The sequence below is a fragment of the Streptomyces koelreuteriae genome (assembly GCF_018604545.1).
Lineage (GTDB): Bacteria > Actinomycetota > Actinomycetes > Streptomycetales > Streptomycetaceae > Streptomyces > Streptomyces koelreuteriae.
Genome location: NZ_CP075896.1, coordinates 4,548,777 through 4,567,141 on the forward strand (window position 1 = coordinate 4,548,777; position 18,365 = coordinate 4,567,141).

Consider the following 18,365-nt stretch of genomic DNA (forward strand, 5'->3'; position numbering starts at 1 on the left):
ATACGCCACGGCCTACTACCCTGGTGTCGTGACTATTCGCCTGTACGACACCAGCGCCCGGCAGATCCGTGACTTCACCCCGCTCACGCCGGGTTGCGTCTCGATCTACCTGTGTGGTGCCACCGTGCAGGCCGCCCCGCACATCGGCCACATCCGCTCCGGCCTGAACTTCGACATCCTGCGCCGCTGGTTCGCCTACCGCGGCTACGACGTCACGTTCGTGCGGAACGTCACCGACATCGACGACAAGATCATCGCCAAGTCGGCCGACCAGAACCGCCCCTGGTGGTCCATCGGCTACGAGAACGAGCGCGCGTTCAACGACGGCTACGACGCCCTCGGCTGCCTCCCGCCGACCTACGAGCCGCGTGCCACCGGCCACATCACCGAGATGGTCGAGATGATGCGCGGCCTCATCGAGCGCGGGCACGCCTACGAGGCCGACGGCAACGTCTACTTCGACGTGCGCTCCTTCCCGGGCTACCTGGAGCTGTCCAACCAGGAGCTGGACAACCTCCAGCAGCCGTCCGGCGCCGGCGAGACCGGCAAGCGCGACCCGCGCGACTTCGCCATGTGGAAGGCGGCGAAGCCGGGCGAGCCCAGCTGGGAGACGCCGTGGGGCCGCGGCCGCCCGGGCTGGCACCTGGAGTGCTCGGCGATGGCGCACAAGTACCTCGGCACCGCCTTCGACATCCACGGCGGCGGCCTCGACCTGGTCTTCCCGCACCACGAGAACGAGATCGCCCAGGCCAAGGCCTACGGCGACGAATTCGCGCGGTACTGGGTGCACAACGCCTGGGTCACCATGAGCGGCGAGAAGATGTCCAAGTCGCTCGGCAACTCGGTCCTGGTCAGCGAGATGGTCAAGCGCTGGCGTCCCATCGTGCTGCGCTACTACCTCGGCACCCCGCACTACCGCTCGATGATCGAGTACAGCGAGGAGGCACTGCGCGAGGCCGAGTCGGCGTTCGCGCGGATCGAGGGCTTCGTGCAGCGCGTGGTGGAGAAGGCCGGCGTCGTCGAGCCCGCCCCCGAGGTGCCGCTCGCCTTCGCCGAGGCCATGGACGACGACCTGGGCGTGCCCCAGGCGCTCGCCGTGGTGCACACCACCGTCCGCCAGGGCAACAGCGCGCTGGCCGCCGACGACAAGGAAGCCGCCGTGGCCCGGCTCGCCGAGGTCCGCGCGATGCTCGGCGTCCTCGGCCTCGACCCGCTCGACGAGCACTGGGCCGGGGAAGGCGACCGCGGCGAAGACCTGCACGGCGTGGTCGACACGCTGGTCCGCATGGTCCTCGACCAGCGCGAGGCCGCCCGGGCCCGCAAGGACTGGCCCACCGCGGACGCCATCCGCGACCAGCTCGGCCAGTCCGGCCTGGTCATCGAGGACAGCCCGCAGGGCCCGCGCTGGAGCCTCGGCCCCCGCTGAGACAAGGCCCACGGCTGATCGACTGTGCCGCCCGGGCCTCCGGGCGGCACACTGCAGAGACATAACAAGCACAGACGCAACAGACGTACGCAGACGTACGTACGAACCACTTCACGGAGACGGGTAGCTCATGGCCGCGAACAACCGCCGCATGTCCGGCAAGAAGGGCGCGCAGGTCGGCAGTGGCGGCAAGCGGCGCCGGGGCCTGGAAGGCAAGGGGCCGACGCCGCCCGCCGAGGCGCGCAAGGGGCACGCCAAGCAGCGCGCCGCCCAGGCCAAGTCGCGCCGCGCCCAGAGCCGCACCAAGGGCCCGCGCGCCAAGGGCACCTCGGAGCTGGTCGTCGGACGCAACTCCGTCGTCGAGGCGCTGCGCGAGGGCGTACCGGCCTCCACGCTGTACGTGCAGCAGTTCGTCGACAGCGACGAGCGGGTGCGCGAGGCTCTGCAACTCGCCGCCGAGCGCGGGGGCATCAACCTCATGGAGGCGCCGCGCCCCGAGCTCGACCGGATGACGAACGGGCTGAACCACCAGGGCCTGGTGCTCCAGGTCCCGCCGTACGAGTACGCCCACCCCGAGGACCTGGCCGCTGCCGCCGCCGACGAGGGCGTGGACCCGCTGATCGTCGCGCTCGACGGGGTGACCGACCCGCGCAACCTCGGCGCGGTCGTCCGGTCCGTCTCGGCCTTCGGCGGGCACGGCGTCGTCGTACCCGAGCGGCGTGCCGCCGGGATGACCGCCGGTGCCTGGAAGACGTCCGCCGGCGCCGCCGCCCGTACGCCCGTCGCCCGCGCCACCAACCTGACGCGCACGCTGGAGCAGTACAAGAAGGCCGGCATCGTGGTCGTCGGCCTCGCCGCCGACGGTGAGGCCGAGCTCGGCGATCTGGAGGCCCTCGGCGGGCCCGTCGCCATCGTCGTCGGCAGCGAGGGCAAGGGCCTGGGCCGGCTCGTCGGCGAGACGTGCGACCACCTGGTGCGGATCCCCATGCCGGGCGGCACCGAGTCGCTCAACGCCGGTGTGGCGGCGGGGATCGTGCTCTACGAGGCGGCGCGCCGACGTCGCTGAACAGGCATCCGGAACTTCACCCGTACGGGGTAATTCCGGAGGTGTCGGGGCGACAAGGGCAAGCTTGACGGGGTCCGGACAGATCCGGCCGGTCAAAGCAGTGTCCTATCGCGACGTCACTCGGTTAGATGAGTGTGGACACCAGAACACCCCGCACTCCCACGGGGGACCGCTCGTCGGGACTCGACGACGCTCCCGCGCTGAGCATGGTGAAGGTGCCGAGCGACCCGGCTCAGGTCATCGTCAATCACGCGTCTTTCCGCGTGCAGTTGGGCGTCTCGACGCGTCGCGTCCAGTCCCCACGGGTCGCACGGCACCTGACCGCCAGCGAGGACACCGCCCGCTTCCCCGTCGCCACCGCCGGGGGCGGGGCGGACGGGGCCACCGCCCGTCGCCGGCCCGTCGTCTGGAGCGGCAAGTCAGCGCCCGACGACACCGGCGCCCACCGGCTCCTCCAGGCCGTGCGGCACGAAAGCGTCCGCCACACCGAGGAGCCCGTCGCCGACGCCGGAGCCACCCAGGTCATCGCCCGCCCGGGCACCGGCCACGGCAACACGGGCTACGGCACCACGGGTTACGGCGGCACCGGATACCAGGGCGAGGGCTACGGCGCCGGATACGAGGACGACCTCGAGCAGACGGTCGAGACCCCCGTCGTCGGCCCTCAGCGCACCCACTCAGACGACACCCGGCTGCTGCCCCCCATGCGTACGGTCGGCAGCGCCTACGACGAACCCGCCTACGTGGACGAGGACTTCGAGAACCTCGACGACGGCGCGGACGAGACCGGGCGGGCCGCCAGGCGCCACGCCGACGACCCGGCGCGGCACGCCTACTACCCGGGCCGCCGGATGAACCTCGGCGTCGTCCTGCTCCCGCTGCGCGTGTTCCTCGGCTTCATCTCCATCTACGCCGGCATGGGCAAGCTGTGCGACCCCGTCTACTTCGACGGCGGCAAGCGCGGCTCCATGGTCACGTGGCTCAACACCCTGCACCCCTGGGAAGTCGCCGAGCCGCTGCGCCAGTTCGCCCTGCAGCACCCGGTCGGCTCCGGGCTGGTCATCGCCTTCGCCCAGGTCATCGTCGGTGTCCTGACGGTCCTCGGCTGCTGGCAGCGCGTCGCCGCCTTCTTCGGCGCCCTGCTCTCGGCCGCGCTGCTCGTCACCGTGAGCTGGAAGAGCGTCCCCGCCTACGAGACGCCCGACATCATCTACCTCGCCGCCTGGTCCCCGCTGATCATCGCCGGCGCCCCCGTCTACTCCGTCGACGGCCGACTGGCCGGCAGCGCCTGGCGCCGCCTCGGACCCCGCGCCGACATCTGGGACCTGCGCAGCTACGTACTGCGCCGCGGCGCCCTCGTCACCGCCATCGCCGCGGGCCTCACCCTGCTCGTCGGCTCGCTGCTCGGCGGCGCCGTCCGCGACGCCGACCGGGTCGTCGTCCCCGGCCCCGGCGAGGCCCCGCGCAACGAGCTGCCGGGCTCCCCGCTCCCGGGCGAACCCAAGCGGCAGCAGAAGAAGACCCCGTCGGCCTCCACGTCGCCCACCCAGGGCGCCACGGCCGGCACGGCCAGCCCCAGCGCGGGCACCACGACCCGGCCGGACGCCACCCGGGGCAGCGGCACCGTCACCGGCGGTTCGCCCAGCCAGACCCAGGGCAGCGCGGGCCAGACCCCGCCCCGGCAGTCCTCCCCGGCCGACGAGGCACCGAGCACGACCTCCGGCCCCACGTCCGGCGGCTCCACCACGGGCGGCGGCTCCGGCTCCACCGGCGGCACCGGCGACGGCTCCTCCTCGGGCCAGCCGGGCCTGGTGGGCGGCCTGCTGGGCTAGCCGGCCGACGACAGCGAGAGAGGGCCCGCACCATCAGGTGCGGGCCCTCTCTCTCGCTCGTCGCGCTCTCTCGCTCGTCGCTCGGGGCTCTCAGCGCCCCTGCGCGGCCAGTTCCTTCGCCGCCTCCGTCAGGTCCTTCGCCGTGTCGATGGCACGCCAGTAGGAGCCCTGCGGGATCGTGAACCCGGCCAGGCGCTGCTCCCGGGCCAGGCGGGGGAACGTCGTCCGCTCATGGTCGCCGCGCTGCGGCAGCAGGCCCGCGAACTCGGGGGAGAAGACGTAGACACCCGCGTTGATCTCGAAGGTCGACGGCGGGGCCTCGATGAAGTCGGTGATGTGGCCGAAGCCGTCCGTCCGCACCGCGCCCCACGGCAGGCGGGGCCGGGCCAGGGCGAGGGTTGCTATGGCGTCGCGCTCGGTGTGGAAGTCGGCCATGTCACGCAGCGAGAACCGGGTCCAGATGTCGCCGTTGGTGGCGTACCAGGGCTGGTCCGGGTGGGGCAGATGAGCCGCGGCGTACTTGAGGCCGCCGCCGCGGCCGAGGGGCTCCGACTCCACGACCGTGGTGACGGAGACGGGCAGATCGGCCGTGTCCAGCCAGGTCTGCAGCACCTCGGCGAGGTGGCCGCAGGAGACCACCACGTCCGTCACGCCCTCTTCGGCGAGCCAGGACAGCTGATGGCCGATGATCGGCGTCCCCGTCCCGGGGATCTCGACCATCGGCTTGGGCCGGTCGTCGGTGTACGGACGGAGCCGGGAGCCCTGGCCGCCGGCCAGAACGACGGCTTGAACGGGGCGGGACGCGGCGCTCGGATCGCTCATGAGACCGAACTGTACGGGGCGTCCCGCCCGGGTTTCGCGGCGGACGAGTGGGTCCCGCGTCTGCCGTGATCGACGTCCCACCCGGTGGCAGGGCGGTGTGCTCAGCGGTGTGCGGCGGCGACGCCTGTGGCGAAGGCGGTGTCGCAGACCGGGCGGGCGTAGGACTGGGCGCGCGTCGGGCCGTAGACCCGGACGGCGGCCTGGCCGAGGGCGCGGGCGAGGGAGGCGCAGTGCCGGGCCAGCGACGGGCGGTCGTCGACGGCCTGCTGGAGGTGGGTGAGGGCGACGCCCGGGTTCTGCTCCTGCAGCTCGGTCAGCAGCTGGTCGCGCAGGACGTCCTGTGGAGCCCGCTTGGCGGCACGCGAGGTGCCGGCGGACATGGCGGTGTCCGCCGCGGTGAGCATCGGGTCGGAGGAGCTCCCCGACCAGTTGACTCGGCTGACCGCGAGGGTCCCGGAGAGCACCAGGACGAGGGGCAGGACGAAGGCGAGGGTGCGGCCGACCCGGCGGGCGGGGCCGCCCCGGCCGCGTCGCGTCTGTTGGGTAGTGGAGTGCTTCACGCGTGTGAGGGTAGCGCGGGGTAATGGAATGTAGACATTTAGTCACCGGTTCGGGGGATGGGCAGGGGCCCATTTTTGGGTAAGGGGTTGACGCACACTGCTCGAAACGTCCGGTCTGCCGGGGTATTTGTCGACAACGAGAAAGGCCCCGCAGCGCTCTGCGGGGCCTTCTTCGTCAACCTGGGTGAATTACCCGAGGTCGGGTGTTTGCGGTTGCCGTCAGTCGGACAGGCGCGCGCCGCTCGACGTAGAGAACACGTGGGTCTCGCCGGAGCGGGGCACGATGTGCAGCTGGCTGCCCTTCTCCGGGACGTCACGGCCGCTGACGCGGACGACGAGGTCCTTGGAGTCGTCGCCGACCTTGGCGGTGCCGTAGACGTAGGCGTCGGCGCCGAGCTCCTCGACGACGTTGACGGTGACGGCGAGGCCCTGCTCGGCGTCGGAGACGTCGAAGTGCTCGGGGCGGACGCCGACGGTGACGGTCTTGTCGGTGGCGGCGGCGATCGCGTCGCGCTGCACCGGGACGACCGACTTGCCGAACTTCACGCCGCCGTCGGTGATCGGCACCTCGACCAGGTTCATCGCGGGGGAGCCGATGAAGCCGGCCACGAAGAGGTTGGCGGGCTTGTCGTACATGTTGCGCGGGGTGTCGATCTGCTGGAGCAGACCGTCCTTGAGGACCGCCACGCGGTCGCCCATCGTCATGGCCTCGACCTGGTCGTGGGTGACGTAGACGGTGGTGATGCCGAGGCGGCGCTGCAGGCTCGCGATCTGCGTACGGGTGCTGACGCGGAGCTTGGCGTCCAGGTTGGACAGCGGCTCGTCCATGAGGAAGACCTGCGGCTCACGCACGATGGCGCGGCCCATGGCGACACGCTGGCGCTGACCGCCGGAGAGCGCCTTCGGCTTGCGGTCCAGGTAGTCGGTGAGGTCGAGGATCTTCGCGGCCTCTTCGACCTTCTGCCGGATCTCCGCCTTGTTGACGCCGGCGATCTTGAGCGCGAAGCCCATGTTGTCGGCGACGGTCATGTGCGGGTAGAGCGCGTAGTTCTGGAACACCATGGCGATGTCCCGGTCCTTCGGCGGCAGGTGCGTGACGTCGCGGTCGCCGATGCGGATGGCGCCGGCGTTGACGTCCTCGAGCCCCGCGAGCATGCGGAGCGAGGTGGACTTGCCGCAGCCGGACGGGCCGACGAGGACGAGGAACTCGCCGTCCTCGATGTCGATCTCCAGCGCGTCAACAGCGGGCTTTTCGGTGCCCGGGTAGATCCGGGTCGCCTTGTCGAACGAGACAGTGGCCATGATGAACTAACCCCTTCTACCGGCAGGAACGTGCCGGACGATCCGAGTAGGAAGGCGGTGCCACGACGGAATTCCGTTGTGGTGTAGTCCACGCGTGTGAACTGGCTCAGGACCGTACCTGGCGTTCACCTGGTCTGTCAGTACCTCCGCCCCTGTGAACTTCGCGGAAATTTTCGACGGGGCCCCTCGGGGACCTGGGTACACTGCTCGGGCACGTGCGGGTGCACACCCGTACGGGCCTCCTTAGCTCAGCTGGCCAGAGCAACGCACTTGTAATGCGTAGGTCGTCGGTTCGAATCCGACAGGGGGCTCTTCCTGCCCCAGGCCAGATGTTCTCTGACCTGGGGTTTTTCGTTCAGCGGACGCGGCGGCGACGCCGGGCGCGGGCCGCGCGGCTGTCCCCGGTCTCAGTTGTGGTCTCAGACGCGGCTTCCGGGACGGCTACCGGGCCCGGCAGGAAGGTGTCTCCCATGCGGAGCATGGCGGCCTTGGCGAGGTGGGACCTGCCCTTGACGTACCGGCGAGTCTGGCCGATCTGGGAGTGGCGGAGGATCTCCATGATCGTGGGGAGGTCCACGCCCAGCTCGTTCAGGATCGTGCCGGCGGTGTGTCGGCTGCCGTCGTGCTGGCGCCGGTCGTCGATGCCTGCTTCTTCGAGCAGGTCCTTGAATTCCTCCCAGTCGTCGCGGGGATCGATCGGCTGGCCGTCCGGCCGGGTGAAGAGCGCGTCATGCTCCTCCCACTCGTCGCCCGCCGCGGCGCGCATTTCCTCCTGCTGCGCCTTGTGCTCCAGCAGGTACGGGATGAACGGGGGCGGGATAGGGACGGCGTTCCGGCTCTTCTTGGTCTTGGGGCGGGTGAAGACGAGACCGCCGCCCTTGCGGTCGGGACAGACACTGGCGTGCTTTGTGCAGTCCCTCAGGCACGGCTTTGGACAACCCCGCTTGTAGCTCTTGTGCGTCCGGCATTCGGGCGGGCAGAGGTCGAATCGGTGAAGTCGTTCGCCGCAGGCGTGGGCGTTCTTGCATCCGTGGCGCCAGGTGAGGCGCTGAAGCTGCCACTGGGGGTGGAACAGCTCGTTGTCGAGGTCGACGTACTTCCATCGGAATCCCAGGGCCTCACCCTGCCGGAACCCCATGCCGACACCGACTACCCACCGCATGAACGTGGGCCGCTTGGCGGCGGCCTCCAGGAAGGCCTTCGCTTCCTCGATCGAGAACGGATTCGTCTCCGTCTCGTCGACGGTCGGCGGGTCCACGAGGGTCGCCACGTTCTCGACGATGATCCGGCGACGGTGGGCGATCTTCAGGGCGCGGGAGAGGATGCGGTGCACCTTGAGGACGTGGGATTCCGCGTGCCCAGCGTCGAGCATCTTGCGGTACATCCGTTCCAGGTGTTCCGGCTGGAGCTTGTCGATTCGGTGCTGGCCGATGCCGGGGATGATGTCGTTGCGGGTCTTGGACCAGTAGTCGTCCAGGGAGCGGGGCTTGAGCTTCAGGCTCGCGATGTCGGTCAGGTAGGTGGTCATCCACTGGGCCACGGTGGGCTTGCGGCCGGCCTTGGGGGCGCGGCCCCGGTCGCGGAGGTCCTCCAGCTCGCGAACCTTGCGCTTGATCTGCGTCTCGGTCTTGGCTCGGCGGTGGCGTCGGTCGGGACTGCCGTCGTCTTTGACGCCCATCGTGACTCGGCCGTGCCACCAGCCGTCACTACCGAGGTAGATGGACGATTCCATGTTCGGTTTGCGGGGGCTCAACGTGCTCCTCCATACGGAAGGCGCCCCCGGACGGGGTGTCCGGGGGCGCCTTGGCGGGGGCGTGGATCAGTGGGAGACCGGTTCGAGGGCGTTGACGTACGCCTCCAGGTCGCTGCGACGTATGCGGCGGGAACGACCCCGCTTGACGTACCTCAGGACCCCTTCGGCCATCAGCTCGTAGACGGTGGAGCGCCCGAACCGGAGAACCGTGGCGGCTTCCGTCGGGGTGTAGAGCAACTGGTCGGAGGGCGGGAGCGCGGTGCTCATGAAGACTGCCTTCCTGATCGGAGACTCTGGGGGAGGCGGGCCCCCTTGCCCGTAGGTCCGCTACATGCGCCACTGCTGCTACGTCGCAGGTCAGAGCGGGTTTCCGGCGTAGCGGTCGCGCGGGATGTAGCGGATGGGTCCGCTACGCGCTCGGGGGCTGTAGCGGTTCTGCGGTGTCTGTAGCGGGGGCGTAGCGGGTTACGCGGGTAACAGCCGCTACGCCGTTTCCGCTGGTCAGAGGGTGGTCAGTCGGTGGTCGTGGCGGGTGTAGCGGACTCCGTCGGCGCGGGGCAGTAGCGCTTCCACGCGTCGTGCAGGTCGGCGGCGTAGTAGCCCTTGACGACTCCGGCGCCGGTGCGGATGTTGCGGGCCCTGATCGGGGTGTTGTCGGCGGTGACGTACTCCCCGAGCCGCTTGGCGAGTTGCCGGGAGTCGAGCGGCTTGCCGCCCATGTCGGCCCAGGGCGCCTCGTCCATGGCGTTGAGCGCGGCGAGGATCTGCGCGGTTGGCATCCGGTCGGCGCCGTTGAACACCATGTCGCGCAGGTCGGTCAGCAGCCGGATGCCCAGGGACGCCTTGTCCCCCACGGTGGCGGCGGCGACCAACTCGGCGCACGCTTCGCGCGCTCGCTGTGGCCAGTCGCCTCCGGCAGCGTCGGCGATGGCGAGCAGCGGTTCCCACACGTCCGCCGGCCGGTCCGAGACGCCCTCGGGCATCTCGGGGAAGGCGTCCTGCACCTGGTCGCGGACGGTGTCCGCCCAGGCGGCGAGCTGTTTGCGCAGGGCGCGCCCCTGGGGTTCGTGAAGACGGCTCCGGAAGGATTCCACGGTCTCGTTGGGGGCCCGCCGGCGCATGCGGATGATGACCGAGCGGGTCAGGATCGTGTCCGGGAGCCAGCCGAGACCGGCGACAGCGACCGCGGCGTACGAGGGAAACGCCTGCACGCTCTGGTTGCCACCGTCCCCAACGCACCGGTACGAGACACCGGTTCGGCGGTGACCGGCGTTGAGCAGGCCGCGCAGTTCCTCGTTGTCCTTGGCCTTGGGGCCGAACACGGTATCGATCTCGTCGAAGAGGATCGTGGGCCGTCCGTCCTCCATTCCGGAGACTGCGCGGAACAGGGCGGCGGGCGAGGCGTTGACGGCCACCATGGGCTGCGGGACCAGAGTTCCGCAGATCTCCAGCGCGCGGGTCTTGCCGGAGCCCGGCTCGGGGGAGAGGAACGCCAGGCGGGGGGTGGACTCGAACGCGTCCAGCAGGTGCGCGTGCGCGTCCCACAGGGTGACGGCGACGTAGGCGGCCTCGGTCGGGAAGACGTTGAAGCGGCGGTGGAACGCTTCGACCTCGTTGAGCAGGGCGGCGCCGTCGATGGACGGGGCGGCCTGAGTGTTGTCGGTCATGCGGCGTTCCTCCTTTCGGTGTGCGGGGCGGGAGCTCCCTTGCAGGCGTGCTGGTGGGCGTCGTAGTCGGCGACCAAGGCGGCCACGGCGTCCTTGCCGCGGGCTGCGCCGGTCTGTCCGCAGGGGCAGGCGTAGGCGGCAGTGGGCAGGGCGCCGGGCTTGGTGGACCAGCGGGCGCCGTCGTAGTGGTGCCGGTAGACGGGCGGGGCGAAGATCCGGATGCCGGGGGCGTCCGGTGTCGGGTCGGCTCCCGGCCGTGCCGGGGACCGGTTCGAGCGAAGGGCAGTGGGGACGCCCTTGCGGGCGGCGCCTTTCGGCTCGCCCAGGGCCGCCGGGTCCACAGGCTGTGGAGCGGCGCGCGGGCCGGTGGTGGGGGCTGTGGGGCAGTCCAGGTGGGGGGAGTTGGGGCCGGTCATGAGGCTGCCTGCCGTGGTGTGGCGTGGGCGATGACCCAGTCCATGGCGCTGCGGATGGTCGCGCGGCACTCGGCCGGCGGCAGGCCGGTAGTCTCCCCCGCCGCCTGGATTGCCTGCTCTGCCACGTCCCGGGGGAGGTGGCCCCATGCGACGAACCGTGCGACCTTGCAGGCGCTCTTGTGCAGGGTGTTGTTGCGGCCGTTGGGCCCGCCCTCGGTCGCGCCTGTGATGACCGCGCATTCGCGTTCCAGAGCCACCTGGGCGGCGCGGGTGCCGTCCCGCACGGGCGCCAGTTCCACGACGGCGGGCTTGGGCTGCTCTGTGAGCAGTGGGGCCAGCCATGCCGGGAGCGGAGCCACGGGCGCCTCGTCGGTCACCTCGTAGGTGCCGTCGGGGGTGGTGCTGCCGGGGGCGACGACGTAGCCGCCCCAGGCGCGGGTGTCGATGTGTGGCCCGAGACGGTTGGCGCTGTTCTTCAGCCGCACCCCGGGCGGGGCGGTGAAGTACAGGTGTTCCCCGCCGCGTGCGGTCCGCACCCGGTAGGTGGTGGGGACGGTCTGGCCGGTGCGCTCGCAGAGCGCTTCGAGGGAAGTGGCGCCGTCAGGCGCTCCTTCTGGCTCTTCGGGCTTGCACACGTCGAGGTCGATGACGAGCAGTCCGGCCGGGCCGGTCGCGATGCCGACGTTGTAGGGGCGCGTCGCCCATGTGGCGTGGATCAGGTCGGGGGTGGTGGTGGCGCGCTGCTCGGGCTTGCGGTGCCCGCTCGCGCAGCGCCCGGTGCCGGGGCAGGCCCGTTCGGCGTGCCCGGCCGGCCGCTTCGCGTACGGGTGCAGCGGGATGACCGGCCAGCCGCGCTCAGCCGCCGTGAGGGCGGAGGCTAACAGCGGCAGACAGGCCAGATCGGCAGTCAGGATGCTGCCTACTCGCCGGACGCTGGTGGGATGGGTCATGCTGGGTGCCCTCCAACAGGTCTGTAGTGGGCTGGTTGGGCAAGGGCGGTCCCGGGTCTTTGGCGAGATGTGGGGACCGCCCTTGGCGTAGCTAGCTGTGGAACTTGTTCCGCTTGATGACGGCCTTGCGGATGTTGACCGTGGTTCCGCCCTGGTGGCCGCTCGCGCTGAAGACCTGCACGGTGATCCAGCCGCCGAAGATGACGGCGGCGAGGGTGATGAGCTGGGTGACGAACGCGGTTAGGGCCGCGATGAACGAGGTGAGCAGCAGCAGGCCGCCGCAGACGGCGAGGAACCCGATGCCGCCGAGGGCGACGTTCACGGCCGTGCGGGAGATCGGCGGCTTGGTCGCGATCGGTTCGGGCTGGACGGGGTTGATGGCGTAGCCGGTGACGACTCGCCCGTCGGGCAGGACCACGCTCGCGACGGCCGGCACGGTGTGCGGCTGGACGGGGACGATCGGCGCGGCCGGCAGGTGCGTCGGTATCGGCTGGGGGTGGTGGACTTCGATGGCCGTGGGCTGTTCGGGGCGGGCCACGGTGGTTGCCTCCGGGATGGGGGCGGGCCCGCGTCACGGTGGTGGCGCGGGCCCGTTCGGGTGGGGTGTCAGGGGGTGTCAGCGGGTGGTGTCAGGAGTGCGTGACACCGCGTGTGCCTAGGGGTTTGGGTGTCAGGGGGCCGTGACGGTGTCAGGCGTCAGGCGGCCGTCAGGGCCGGGACGATGCGCCACCGGCCGGTGGTGTTCGTCGGCTCCAGGCGGCCGTCCTCGTAGGCCTCCTTGAGCCGTGCGGAGACCCACGGCCGGGAGAGCTGGTTGCGGTCGCACCAGTCGTTGAAGTCCTTGGGACCGACGACCATGTGCCCGTCCCGCTCGAACTCTTCCAGCGCCTGGGCGAACAGGCGCCGGGCCTCGTCCGGCTTCGGCTTGCGGCCACTGTCCTGTCCGAAGATCGGGGCGTCGTCGCCCTGCTCGGGCTCGGGGAGTTCGGCTTCGGGGTCGATGTGGTCGTCCTCGGGGTCGACCAGGGGCCCGTACCCGGTGTCGTCCATGTCGTCCTCATCCGTGGCGGTGTGCGCGGTGGGATTGCCGTAGGGGAGGCTGCGGCCGGTGTAGGCGTTGCCGGCGACGCTGGAGGCGGCCCCGGCGGTGACGGGGTCGGCCTCGGCGCCGTTGCGTTGTGCCCAGTCGGCGAGGACCTCCATGCGGGAGATCGCGTCGCGGCCGAATCCCCAGGTGCGGCCGGGTGAGGCGTAGCGGGTCTCGTCGATGCCCGGGGTGACGAGGTAGCAGTAGCCCGGGCGGCGGTTGCCCCAGGCGCCGGGGTGGGCGCCCGCGTCCAGCACCGTGTCCGGCAGGGAGAACGACTCATCACGCGGGTCGCAGCCGAGCGCGATCACCGACGGCAGAGAGGCCCGCGTGCTGGTGGACATCTGGTCATACGACGGCCGCTGAAGCGACACGATCAGCGAGACACCGGCGGACCGGGCCTCCTGCGCGATGCCCGTGAACGCGTCGTCCCCCAGGGCCCGCAGGGTGCTGGCGGCCTCCTCCATCCACGCCACCAGGTACGGCGTGCCGGGGCAGCCGCAGGCACGGCCGTCCGGCCGGCACGAGTGCTTGGGATCGTTCTGCACTTCGGCGGCCGCGGGGACCCATTGGCGGTAGTTGTGCTGTCCCAGCCACCGGGTGCGGGCGGGGATGACGGCCTGGATCGCTTCCACCATGACTTCGGTGGGGGTTCCGCCTTCGGCGGCCCAGTCGATGCCGGGCAGCAGCGGGCGGAAGTCCTGGAACATCTTCGGATCCGACAGCCACAGCAGCACATCCCGCCGGGACAGGATCTCCGTCTGGAGGTTCAGGGCCGTCTCGCCCTTGCCCGACCCGGTGCCGCCCGCAACCAGCACGTGCGTGCCGTTGCGGCCGGCGTCTGGGTCCCCGGGCAGCCACAGGTACATCGGGGAGCCGTCGTCGTAGCGGCCGATCACCAGCGGATCGGCGATCGAACCACCGAGGTTCGACGGTCCCTCCCAGTACGCGGCCTGGGCGAGCATGTCCTCAGGCACGATGACCAGTTCCCCGCGCCGGGAGGAGTCAGGGTCGGGCTGGTAGCGCACGGCGGAGGTGGGCAGGTCGAGGGCGGAGGCGATCCGGGCCAGGGCCTTGGACACGTCGTCGTTGGTCTGCTCACCGGCCTCTACCGCGAGCGGGGCGGTGACCCGGTTGGGCTCCACCTTCGCCTGCCCGATCTGCGCCCGGGCGAGCCCGACCTTCTCCAGCAGGCCCTTGTCGCCGCTCTCGCCGGGGGCCTCGTGGTTGCGGCGCAGGATCATGCGGATGTTCCACGAGAGCGCCAGTGCCGGGGCGCCCATCATGTACAGGTCGGGCAGCGGTCCGGCGGTGGGCCCGGCCAGGCACGCGGCCGTGGTCCAGGCCGATGCGGACGCCACCGTGATCGCGGAGTGGAGGCGGCGCTGGGCGGTGGTGGACTTGCCCATCCACCAGGTGGCTCCGGTGAGCATGACGGAGGCGAGGGTGAGGCCGACCCCGGCCGCCGCGCTTTCCTCCCACTTCAGGCTGCCGAGCCCGCCGGCGATGCCGATGCCGGCGGCGGCCAGCCACGGTGGCAGGTGCGGCATCGCCCGGGACAGGAGGTAGCCGCCCACCCCGCCGCCGGCGGGGGACTGGCCGGGGAGGAGGCCGTCGCCTCGGTATTCGGCGACGAGGCCGTTGTCGAGGAAGTCGGTGTGCCGCACGCGGCCGTTGCTGTTCCTTGCCATGGGTCGGCCTCCTTACTGCTGGTCCCAGTTCATGACCGGCTGCTTCGGCTTGCGGGCACGGTGACGGACGCGGTTGATCTCTTCCTCGAATTCCTGCTGGAACGTGGCGTAGCAGGCGGCGGCGTTCTTGGCGGCGCTGCGCAGGTCATCGGCGGCTTTGTTCATCTTCCGGGCGACCTTGGCCGCGCGGATCCGGGAGCCGAACGCGCGGCCCTCGGGGTCCGGCACGGCGGCGAGGACGCCCTTGAGGATCTCGGTGCCCATAGCGACCTCGATCGAGAGCGTCACGGCCGCGGCCCGCAGGGTGTTGCAGTAGTTCCGCACCTGCGCGGGGGAGGTGAAGTCGGGTGCGGGGAGCAGGGCTTCGGCGTGCGACCGGCGCCCGTTCGAGCCGGAGCCGCGCTTGTTGTTGTTCACGGTGACGTTGATCGGTGGGACCATCGAGCCGCCCAGCGCCCCGACGAAGCCGCCGGCGACGGCCCCGGCGTTGGCGAACTTGTTGCTCTTGTGGCCGGTCTCGTCGATGAGCGGGCGGCCGGCGTGCTGGGCCTGGCGGTAGCGCCGGTTGGCGGCCCGGTTGGCGGATCCGTTGTCTGCCATGTGGCGATCTCCTCAGGTCAGTGGGACGGGCGGATGATGAGCCACGCGGTCTGCGCGGCGATGAGGATGAGCAGCCACAGCAGCGCGAGCGATCCGTTCAGCGGCCCGAACCCGGCGGCCAGCGCCAGCCACACAGCGGCGGCCGTGGCAAGCACGGTCAGGCCGATGCGCCAGCCGAGCGCGGCGGCGCGGGCCGGGCGACGGCGCTGCATGACCAGCAGCCACACCACCGGCACCGCCGCCACGGGGGCGACAACCAGGGACGACCACCAGGCGATGGCGTGCAGGAGCCCGGCCACCAGGAACGCGAGCACGGAGAGGCCGGTGGGGGCGAGGGCGCGGCGGAAGTGCCACAGGCCACGACCGATGAAGCCGAGGGCCTCGCGGGTCAGGGAGGGGCGCTCGGGGACGACGATCACGAACGGGTCGGAACGGCGGCCACGCTGACGAGGGATACGGACGGTGTGGACGCCCGCCGCCGTCTTCACGGAGCGGGCACGGGTACGGCTGGACACAGCGAACTCCCGATGAAGTCGGTGGGTTTCAGGCGGCGGGCTGTTCGTCGGTGCGGGTGAAGGTGGCGAACTGATTCGGGGTGATCAGGCCGGACTCGCGCCATTCGGCGAGCAGGTCGGCTTGGCCCTCGATGCCGTCGCACTTGCGGCAGAGCCGCCCGGCCGGGCGGCGACTGCGCGGGCCGGGCGGACGCTGACCCCACTTGCAGGCGGGCAGACCGAGCGCTTCGGCCTCGCGCTCAAGCTCCCGCAGGGGCTTGGCGGCGTGGGGGTAGAAGAACTCGATCTCATCGAGCTCATTGGGCTTGGCGAACGCTCCGCACAGGCACTCCCCGGACATGTGCAGGTGAACGGTGACTTCGTTCAGCGGCAGCGCGTCCAGCCAGCACAGTTGGTGCTCGGCGTGTTGGTGCGGGAGGGTGCAGCGGTGCCGGTCGCGGTATTCGCGCATGTGGGCATCGGTCCAGTGCACGATCGGGGACACCCAGAGCAGGGCGCCCTCGCGGTCGACCTCTTCGGCGTTGCGGAAGCGCCGGTCGGTTTCCGCCCAGCGCATGCCGCCCAGGTAGACGGCATTGCGACTACGCCCGTGACGGCCGATGATCTGCCCGCGCAGGCGCTGCAGCGGCTCATCCTTCAACCTGCGGTACATCACGCTGTGCCCGGCCGGGCCGGGGAAGCCCTTCCACACCTGCCGGCCAATGTTCTGGCCCCGAGTGGAGAGCACGTTGCCCAGCACGAGATCCCGGTAGGAGTTCTTCGGGTGCAGCTCGTGCAGGGGCAGGCCCCAGGCGGCGACCACGTCCCGGACGTGCTGGGTGGTCTCCGGGATCCCGGTTCCGGTGTTGACGTGCGCGATCGCATCCACCCGGTGTCGGAAGAGATGGTTGACGACCACGGAGTCGTTGCCGCCGGAGAACAGCCCGATCGTGGCCACGACCGGGAACGCGGCCAGCACCCGGTCATAGATCGCGAACGAGCGAGCGATCGCCTCATCCAAGGTCATCGCCTCGGGTTCGGCTTCCGCCTTGGGCGGCTTCTTCGGCAGCAGGGAGGGCATGCCGGGGAACATGTCCCCGGCCGACTGGCGCCGCTTGTTGCGTGCAGTCACCTCAACCCCCTCAACCGGCGATCGCGGTGGGGAAGTCGGCAAGGTACGGCTCACGCGCCTTGACCCGGCCGCGCGCCGTGCGGGCCGTCGACTCCGATGCACCGAGACCGAGCCCGGCCATGGCCATCGTCATGCGGGCGGTGTTCGGCTGAGTGAAGTCGGTCCCGTACAGCGCCCGCACCACCTGATCGACCCGGTTCGGGTAGATCACCGGCATGCATAGGTCGACGGCCGTCGAACGCGCTTCGACGGCAACCGGCTCGGCATCGACGGGCGCCGATGCGCCCTCGACGCCCACCGGCAGAACGGGCAACTCCCCCGCCGCTTCCGGCTCCGACAGGGACGGCGCTGCGGGTGCGGCCGGCGGCCGGTCGACGCTGACGTTGACGGGCGTCGAGGGTTCGTTGACGCCCGGCGGCGGGGTGGTGACGCCCGTCAATGCCTTGCGGGCGAGGTAGGCATGCACCTGCCGCATCAGCGCGCCGAACGCCAGTAGTGCCGCCACCGGCGGAACGGCGGCGACCACGTAGTCCAGGGCGTTGGCGTCCTTGCCGACCCCGGCCACGTTCAGCGCGATCGAGGCCCCGTCACCTGCGGTGACCAGGCCGATTGCCCACCAGTCGACCTTGTGGGCAAGCGAGGCACGCAGGATCAACAGCTCACCGATCACGATGAACAGATCCACGGTGGCCGGCCACGCCCACGAGCGGGCGACGGCGTCGGCCATGCCGTGTTCGGCGGCGACTTCCTGCAAGTGCTCGTAGGACAGCCAGAACGCCACCGCCGTGAGCACCACCGTGAGTACGGCCGCGATGACCGTGATCCCGTGCTCGGCATTGACGGGCGTCGACCGGGACTCGACGCCTGTCGACCCGGTGTCGACGTAGGCGGACGCGCTCATGCCGCCCCCGCCACAATCTTGTTGGTCAGGTCCCGACGGGCGACCAGCACCTGACGCCGGGCCCGCCGCAGCCGCCGCGCGTCGAACGCCGTGACCGGCCTGTCCAGCAGACTGATCTGCGCGTCAAGCAACTCGACGTCAGCCTCGATCAGCGGCATCTCCTGCTCGATCGCATCCAGCTCCGCAAACGACGGCTCGCGGTCCTGCTCGGCCGCGTCGATGTCGGACTGCGAGTGAAGGGGGAGAATCTTCATGGGTCGTGGTTCCTCTCGAAGGGTGAACGGCCCGACCGCGGCTCCCGGGTGGCACCCCGGGGGCCGCTCGCCGTTGAAGCGGGGAACGTCTCGGCTCCCCACACCCCGCCCGTACGGACCCCGCGCGGTACGCGGGCCCGGACGGGCGAGGGAGGCAACCGGCCGCAGCGCTAGCCGCTGCGATGGCAGGACGAGAGCGGACCGTTCGGCCGTGAGCGTGCGTGCCGCTCACGGACCCGGGTGACGTCCTGGCGCCCGCCGGCCGGTCCATGACGGCGGCGCCCATGGTCTTCGTCGGTGCACTGGAATACCTCTCAGGCGAGATGAACAGGGATGAAGCACTGCAAGGGGGACCACGTCCCCACCCTCCGGCCGTTGCTCGCGGTCGCCGGGCCACCTCGCCAGTACGGGC

At 70.9% G+C, this 18,365-nt stretch carries 18 protein-coding genes and 1 tRNA gene; 4 read left to right on the plus strand and 15 right to left on the minus strand.

Going from position 1 to position 18,365, the window contains the following annotated elements:
* The first annotated feature begins 28 nt into the window (after positions 1-28).
* The 3 genes from cysS to KJK29_RS20605 all read left to right on the plus strand — a co-directional run bounded on the left by cysS (position 29) and on the right by KJK29_RS20605 (position 4,324).
* Positions 29-1,426: a cysteine--tRNA ligase gene (cysS, locus tag KJK29_RS20595; RefSeq protein WP_215120620.1), complete on the plus strand. Its 1,398-nt coding sequence runs from the start codon at positions 29-31 to the stop codon at positions 1,424-1,426.
* Positions 1,427-1,556: 130 nt separating this feature from the next.
* A complete protein-coding gene (gene rlmB, locus KJK29_RS20600) occupies positions 1,557-2,492 on the plus strand; it encodes a 23S rRNA (guanosine(2251)-2'-O)-methyltransferase RlmB (protein ID WP_215120621.1) in 936 nt (311 codons plus the stop codon).
* Positions 2,493-2,620: 128 nt separating this feature from the next.
* A complete protein-coding gene (locus tag KJK29_RS20605) occupies positions 2,621-4,324 on the plus strand; it encodes a DoxX family protein (protein ID WP_215120622.1) in 1,704 nt (567 codons plus the stop codon).
* Positions 4,325-4,414: 90 nt separating this feature from the next.
* Here the strand turns inward: KJK29_RS20605 and KJK29_RS20610 are convergent, their stop codons facing one another.
* The 3 genes from KJK29_RS20610 to KJK29_RS20620 all read right to left on the minus strand — a co-directional run bounded on the left by KJK29_RS20610 (position 4,415) and on the right by KJK29_RS20620 (position 7,008).
* A complete protein-coding gene (locus KJK29_RS20610; protein ID WP_215120623.1) occupies positions 4,415-5,146 on the minus strand; it encodes a nucleotidyltransferase family protein in 732 nt (243 codons plus the stop codon).
* A 101-nt stretch (positions 5,147-5,247) separates the two neighbouring features.
* A complete protein-coding gene (locus tag KJK29_RS20615; protein ID WP_215120624.1) occupies positions 5,248-5,706 on the minus strand; it encodes a hypothetical protein in 459 nt (152 codons plus the stop codon).
* A 219-nt stretch (positions 5,707-5,925) separates the two neighbouring features.
* Positions 5,926-7,008 carry an ABC transporter ATP-binding protein gene (locus tag KJK29_RS20620; RefSeq protein WP_215120625.1) on the minus strand — a complete coding sequence of 361 codons (1,083 nt, stop codon included), beginning with the start codon at positions 7,006-7,008 and terminating at the stop codon, positions 5,926-5,928.
* A 237-nt stretch (positions 7,009-7,245) separates the two neighbouring features.
* Here KJK29_RS20620 and KJK29_RS20625 point away from each other — a divergent pair.
* Positions 7,246-7,319, plus strand: a tRNA-Thr gene (locus KJK29_RS20625).
* A gap of 44 nt (positions 7,320-7,363) precedes the next feature.
* Here the strand turns inward: KJK29_RS20625 and KJK29_RS20630 are convergent.
* The 12 genes from KJK29_RS20630 to KJK29_RS20685 form a co-directional block, all read right to left on the minus strand.
* On the minus strand, positions 7,364-8,761 hold the full coding sequence (locus tag KJK29_RS20630) for a tyrosine-type recombinase/integrase (RefSeq protein ID WP_215120626.1): 1,398 nt from the start codon (positions 8,759-8,761) through the stop codon (positions 7,364-7,366).
* A gap of 66 nt (positions 8,762-8,827) precedes the next feature.
* Positions 8,828-9,028, minus strand: coding sequence for a helix-turn-helix domain-containing protein (locus tag KJK29_RS20635; RefSeq protein WP_003991911.1), 201 nt, complete (start codon positions 9,026-9,028; stop codon positions 8,828-8,830).
* A gap of 245 nt (positions 9,029-9,273) precedes the next feature.
* Positions 9,274-10,428, minus strand: coding sequence for a DUF3631 domain-containing protein (locus tag KJK29_RS20640; RefSeq protein WP_215120627.1), 1,155 nt, complete (start codon positions 10,426-10,428; stop codon positions 9,274-9,276).
* Positions 10,425-10,844 (minus strand): hypothetical protein, encoded by a 420-nt coding sequence (locus KJK29_RS20645; RefSeq protein WP_251057878.1) that lies wholly within the window; start codon positions 10,842-10,844, stop codon positions 10,425-10,427. The genes KJK29_RS20640 and KJK29_RS20645 overlap by 4 nt, the downstream gene beginning before the upstream one ends.
* Complete coding sequence (locus tag KJK29_RS20650) at positions 10,841-11,794, minus strand: bifunctional DNA primase/polymerase (RefSeq protein ID WP_251057879.1); 954 nt, start codon at positions 11,792-11,794, stop codon at positions 10,841-10,843. Before KJK29_RS20650 ends, KJK29_RS20645 begins: the two co-directional genes overlap by 4 nt.
* 91 nt (positions 11,795-11,885) lie before the next feature.
* Positions 11,886-12,332, minus strand: coding sequence for a hypothetical protein (locus tag KJK29_RS20655; RefSeq protein WP_215120628.1), 447 nt, complete (start codon positions 12,330-12,332; stop codon positions 11,886-11,888).
* Positions 12,333-12,490: 158 nt separating this feature from the next.
* Positions 12,491-14,572: a plasmid transfer protein TraB gene (traB, locus tag KJK29_RS20660; protein ID WP_215120629.1), complete on the minus strand. Its 2,082-nt coding sequence runs from the start codon at positions 14,570-14,572 to the stop codon at positions 12,491-12,493.
* Between the two features lie 12 nt (positions 14,573-14,584).
* Positions 14,585-15,172 (minus strand): plasmid transfer protein TraA, encoded by a 588-nt coding sequence (gene traA / locus KJK29_RS20665; protein WP_215120630.1) that lies wholly within the window; start codon positions 15,170-15,172, stop codon positions 14,585-14,587.
* Positions 15,173-15,189: 17 nt separating this feature from the next.
* Positions 15,190-15,687: a hypothetical protein gene (locus KJK29_RS20670; RefSeq protein WP_215120631.1), complete on the minus strand. Its 498-nt coding sequence runs from the start codon at positions 15,685-15,687 to the stop codon at positions 15,190-15,192.
* 28 nt (positions 15,688-15,715) lie between these two features.
* Complete coding sequence (locus tag KJK29_RS20675) at positions 15,716-16,747, minus strand: phosphoadenosine phosphosulfate reductase family protein (RefSeq protein WP_215120632.1); 1,032 nt, start codon at positions 16,745-16,747, stop codon at positions 15,716-15,718.
* Positions 16,748-16,808: 61 nt separating this feature from the next.
* Entirely contained in the window at positions 16,809-17,699 is an 891-nt protein-coding gene (locus tag KJK29_RS20680) for a DUF2637 domain-containing protein (protein ID WP_215120633.1), read from the minus strand.
* Complete coding sequence (locus KJK29_RS20685) at positions 17,696-17,953, minus strand: DUF6284 family protein (RefSeq protein ID WP_215120634.1); 258 nt, start codon at positions 17,951-17,953, stop codon at positions 17,696-17,698. The genes KJK29_RS20680 and KJK29_RS20685 overlap by 4 nt, the downstream gene beginning before the upstream one ends.
* Positions 17,954-18,365 lie beyond the last annotated feature (412 nt).

What these genes read in the sequence shown, in the direction of transcription:
- KJK29_RS20605 (WP_215120622.1), top strand. Translation starts at nt 2,621, where the DNA reads ATGAGTGTGGACACCAGAACACCCCGCACTCCCACGGGGGACCGCTCG.
- traB (WP_215120629.1), bottom strand. Translation starts at nt 14,572, where the DNA reads ATGGCAAGGAACAGCAACGGCCGCGTGCGGCACACCGACTTCCTCGAC.
- KJK29_RS20610 (WP_215120623.1), bottom strand. Translation starts at nt 5,146, where the DNA reads ATGAGCGATCCGAGCGCCGCGTCCCGCCCCGTTCAAGCCGTCGTTCTG.
- KJK29_RS20645 (WP_251057878.1), bottom strand. Translation starts at nt 10,844, where the DNA reads ATGACCGGCCCCAACTCCCCCCACCTGGACTGCCCCACAGCCCCCACC.
- KJK29_RS20640 (WP_215120627.1), bottom strand. Translation starts at nt 10,428, where the DNA reads ATGACCGACAACACTCAGGCCGCCCCGTCCATCGACGGCGCCGCCCTG.
- KJK29_RS20685 (WP_215120634.1), bottom strand. Translation starts at nt 17,953, where the DNA reads ATGAAGATTCTCCCCCTTCACTCGCAGTCCGACATCGACGCGGCCGAG.
- KJK29_RS20675 (WP_215120632.1), bottom strand. Translation starts at nt 16,747, where the DNA reads ATGCCCTCCCTGCTGCCGAAGAAGCCGCCCAAGGCGGAAGCCGAACCC.
- KJK29_RS20635 (WP_003991911.1), bottom strand. Translation starts at nt 9,028, where the DNA reads ATGAGCACCGCGCTCCCGCCCTCCGACCAGTTGCTCTACACCCCGACG.
- rlmB (WP_215120621.1), top strand. Translation starts at nt 1,557, where the DNA reads ATGGCCGCGAACAACCGCCGCATGTCCGGCAAGAAGGGCGCGCAGGTC.
- traA (WP_215120630.1), bottom strand. Translation starts at nt 15,172, where the DNA reads ATGGCAGACAACGGATCCGCCAACCGGGCCGCCAACCGGCGCTACCGC.
- KJK29_RS20650 (WP_251057879.1), bottom strand. Translation starts at nt 11,794, where the DNA reads ATGACCCATCCCACCAGCGTCCGGCGAGTAGGCAGCATCCTGACTGCC.
- KJK29_RS20620 (WP_215120625.1), bottom strand. Translation starts at nt 7,008, where the DNA reads ATGGCCACTGTCTCGTTCGACAAGGCGACCCGGATCTACCCGGGCACC.
- KJK29_RS20680 (WP_215120633.1), bottom strand. Translation starts at nt 17,699, where the DNA reads ATGAGCGCGTCCGCCTACGTCGACACCGGGTCGACAGGCGTCGAGTCC.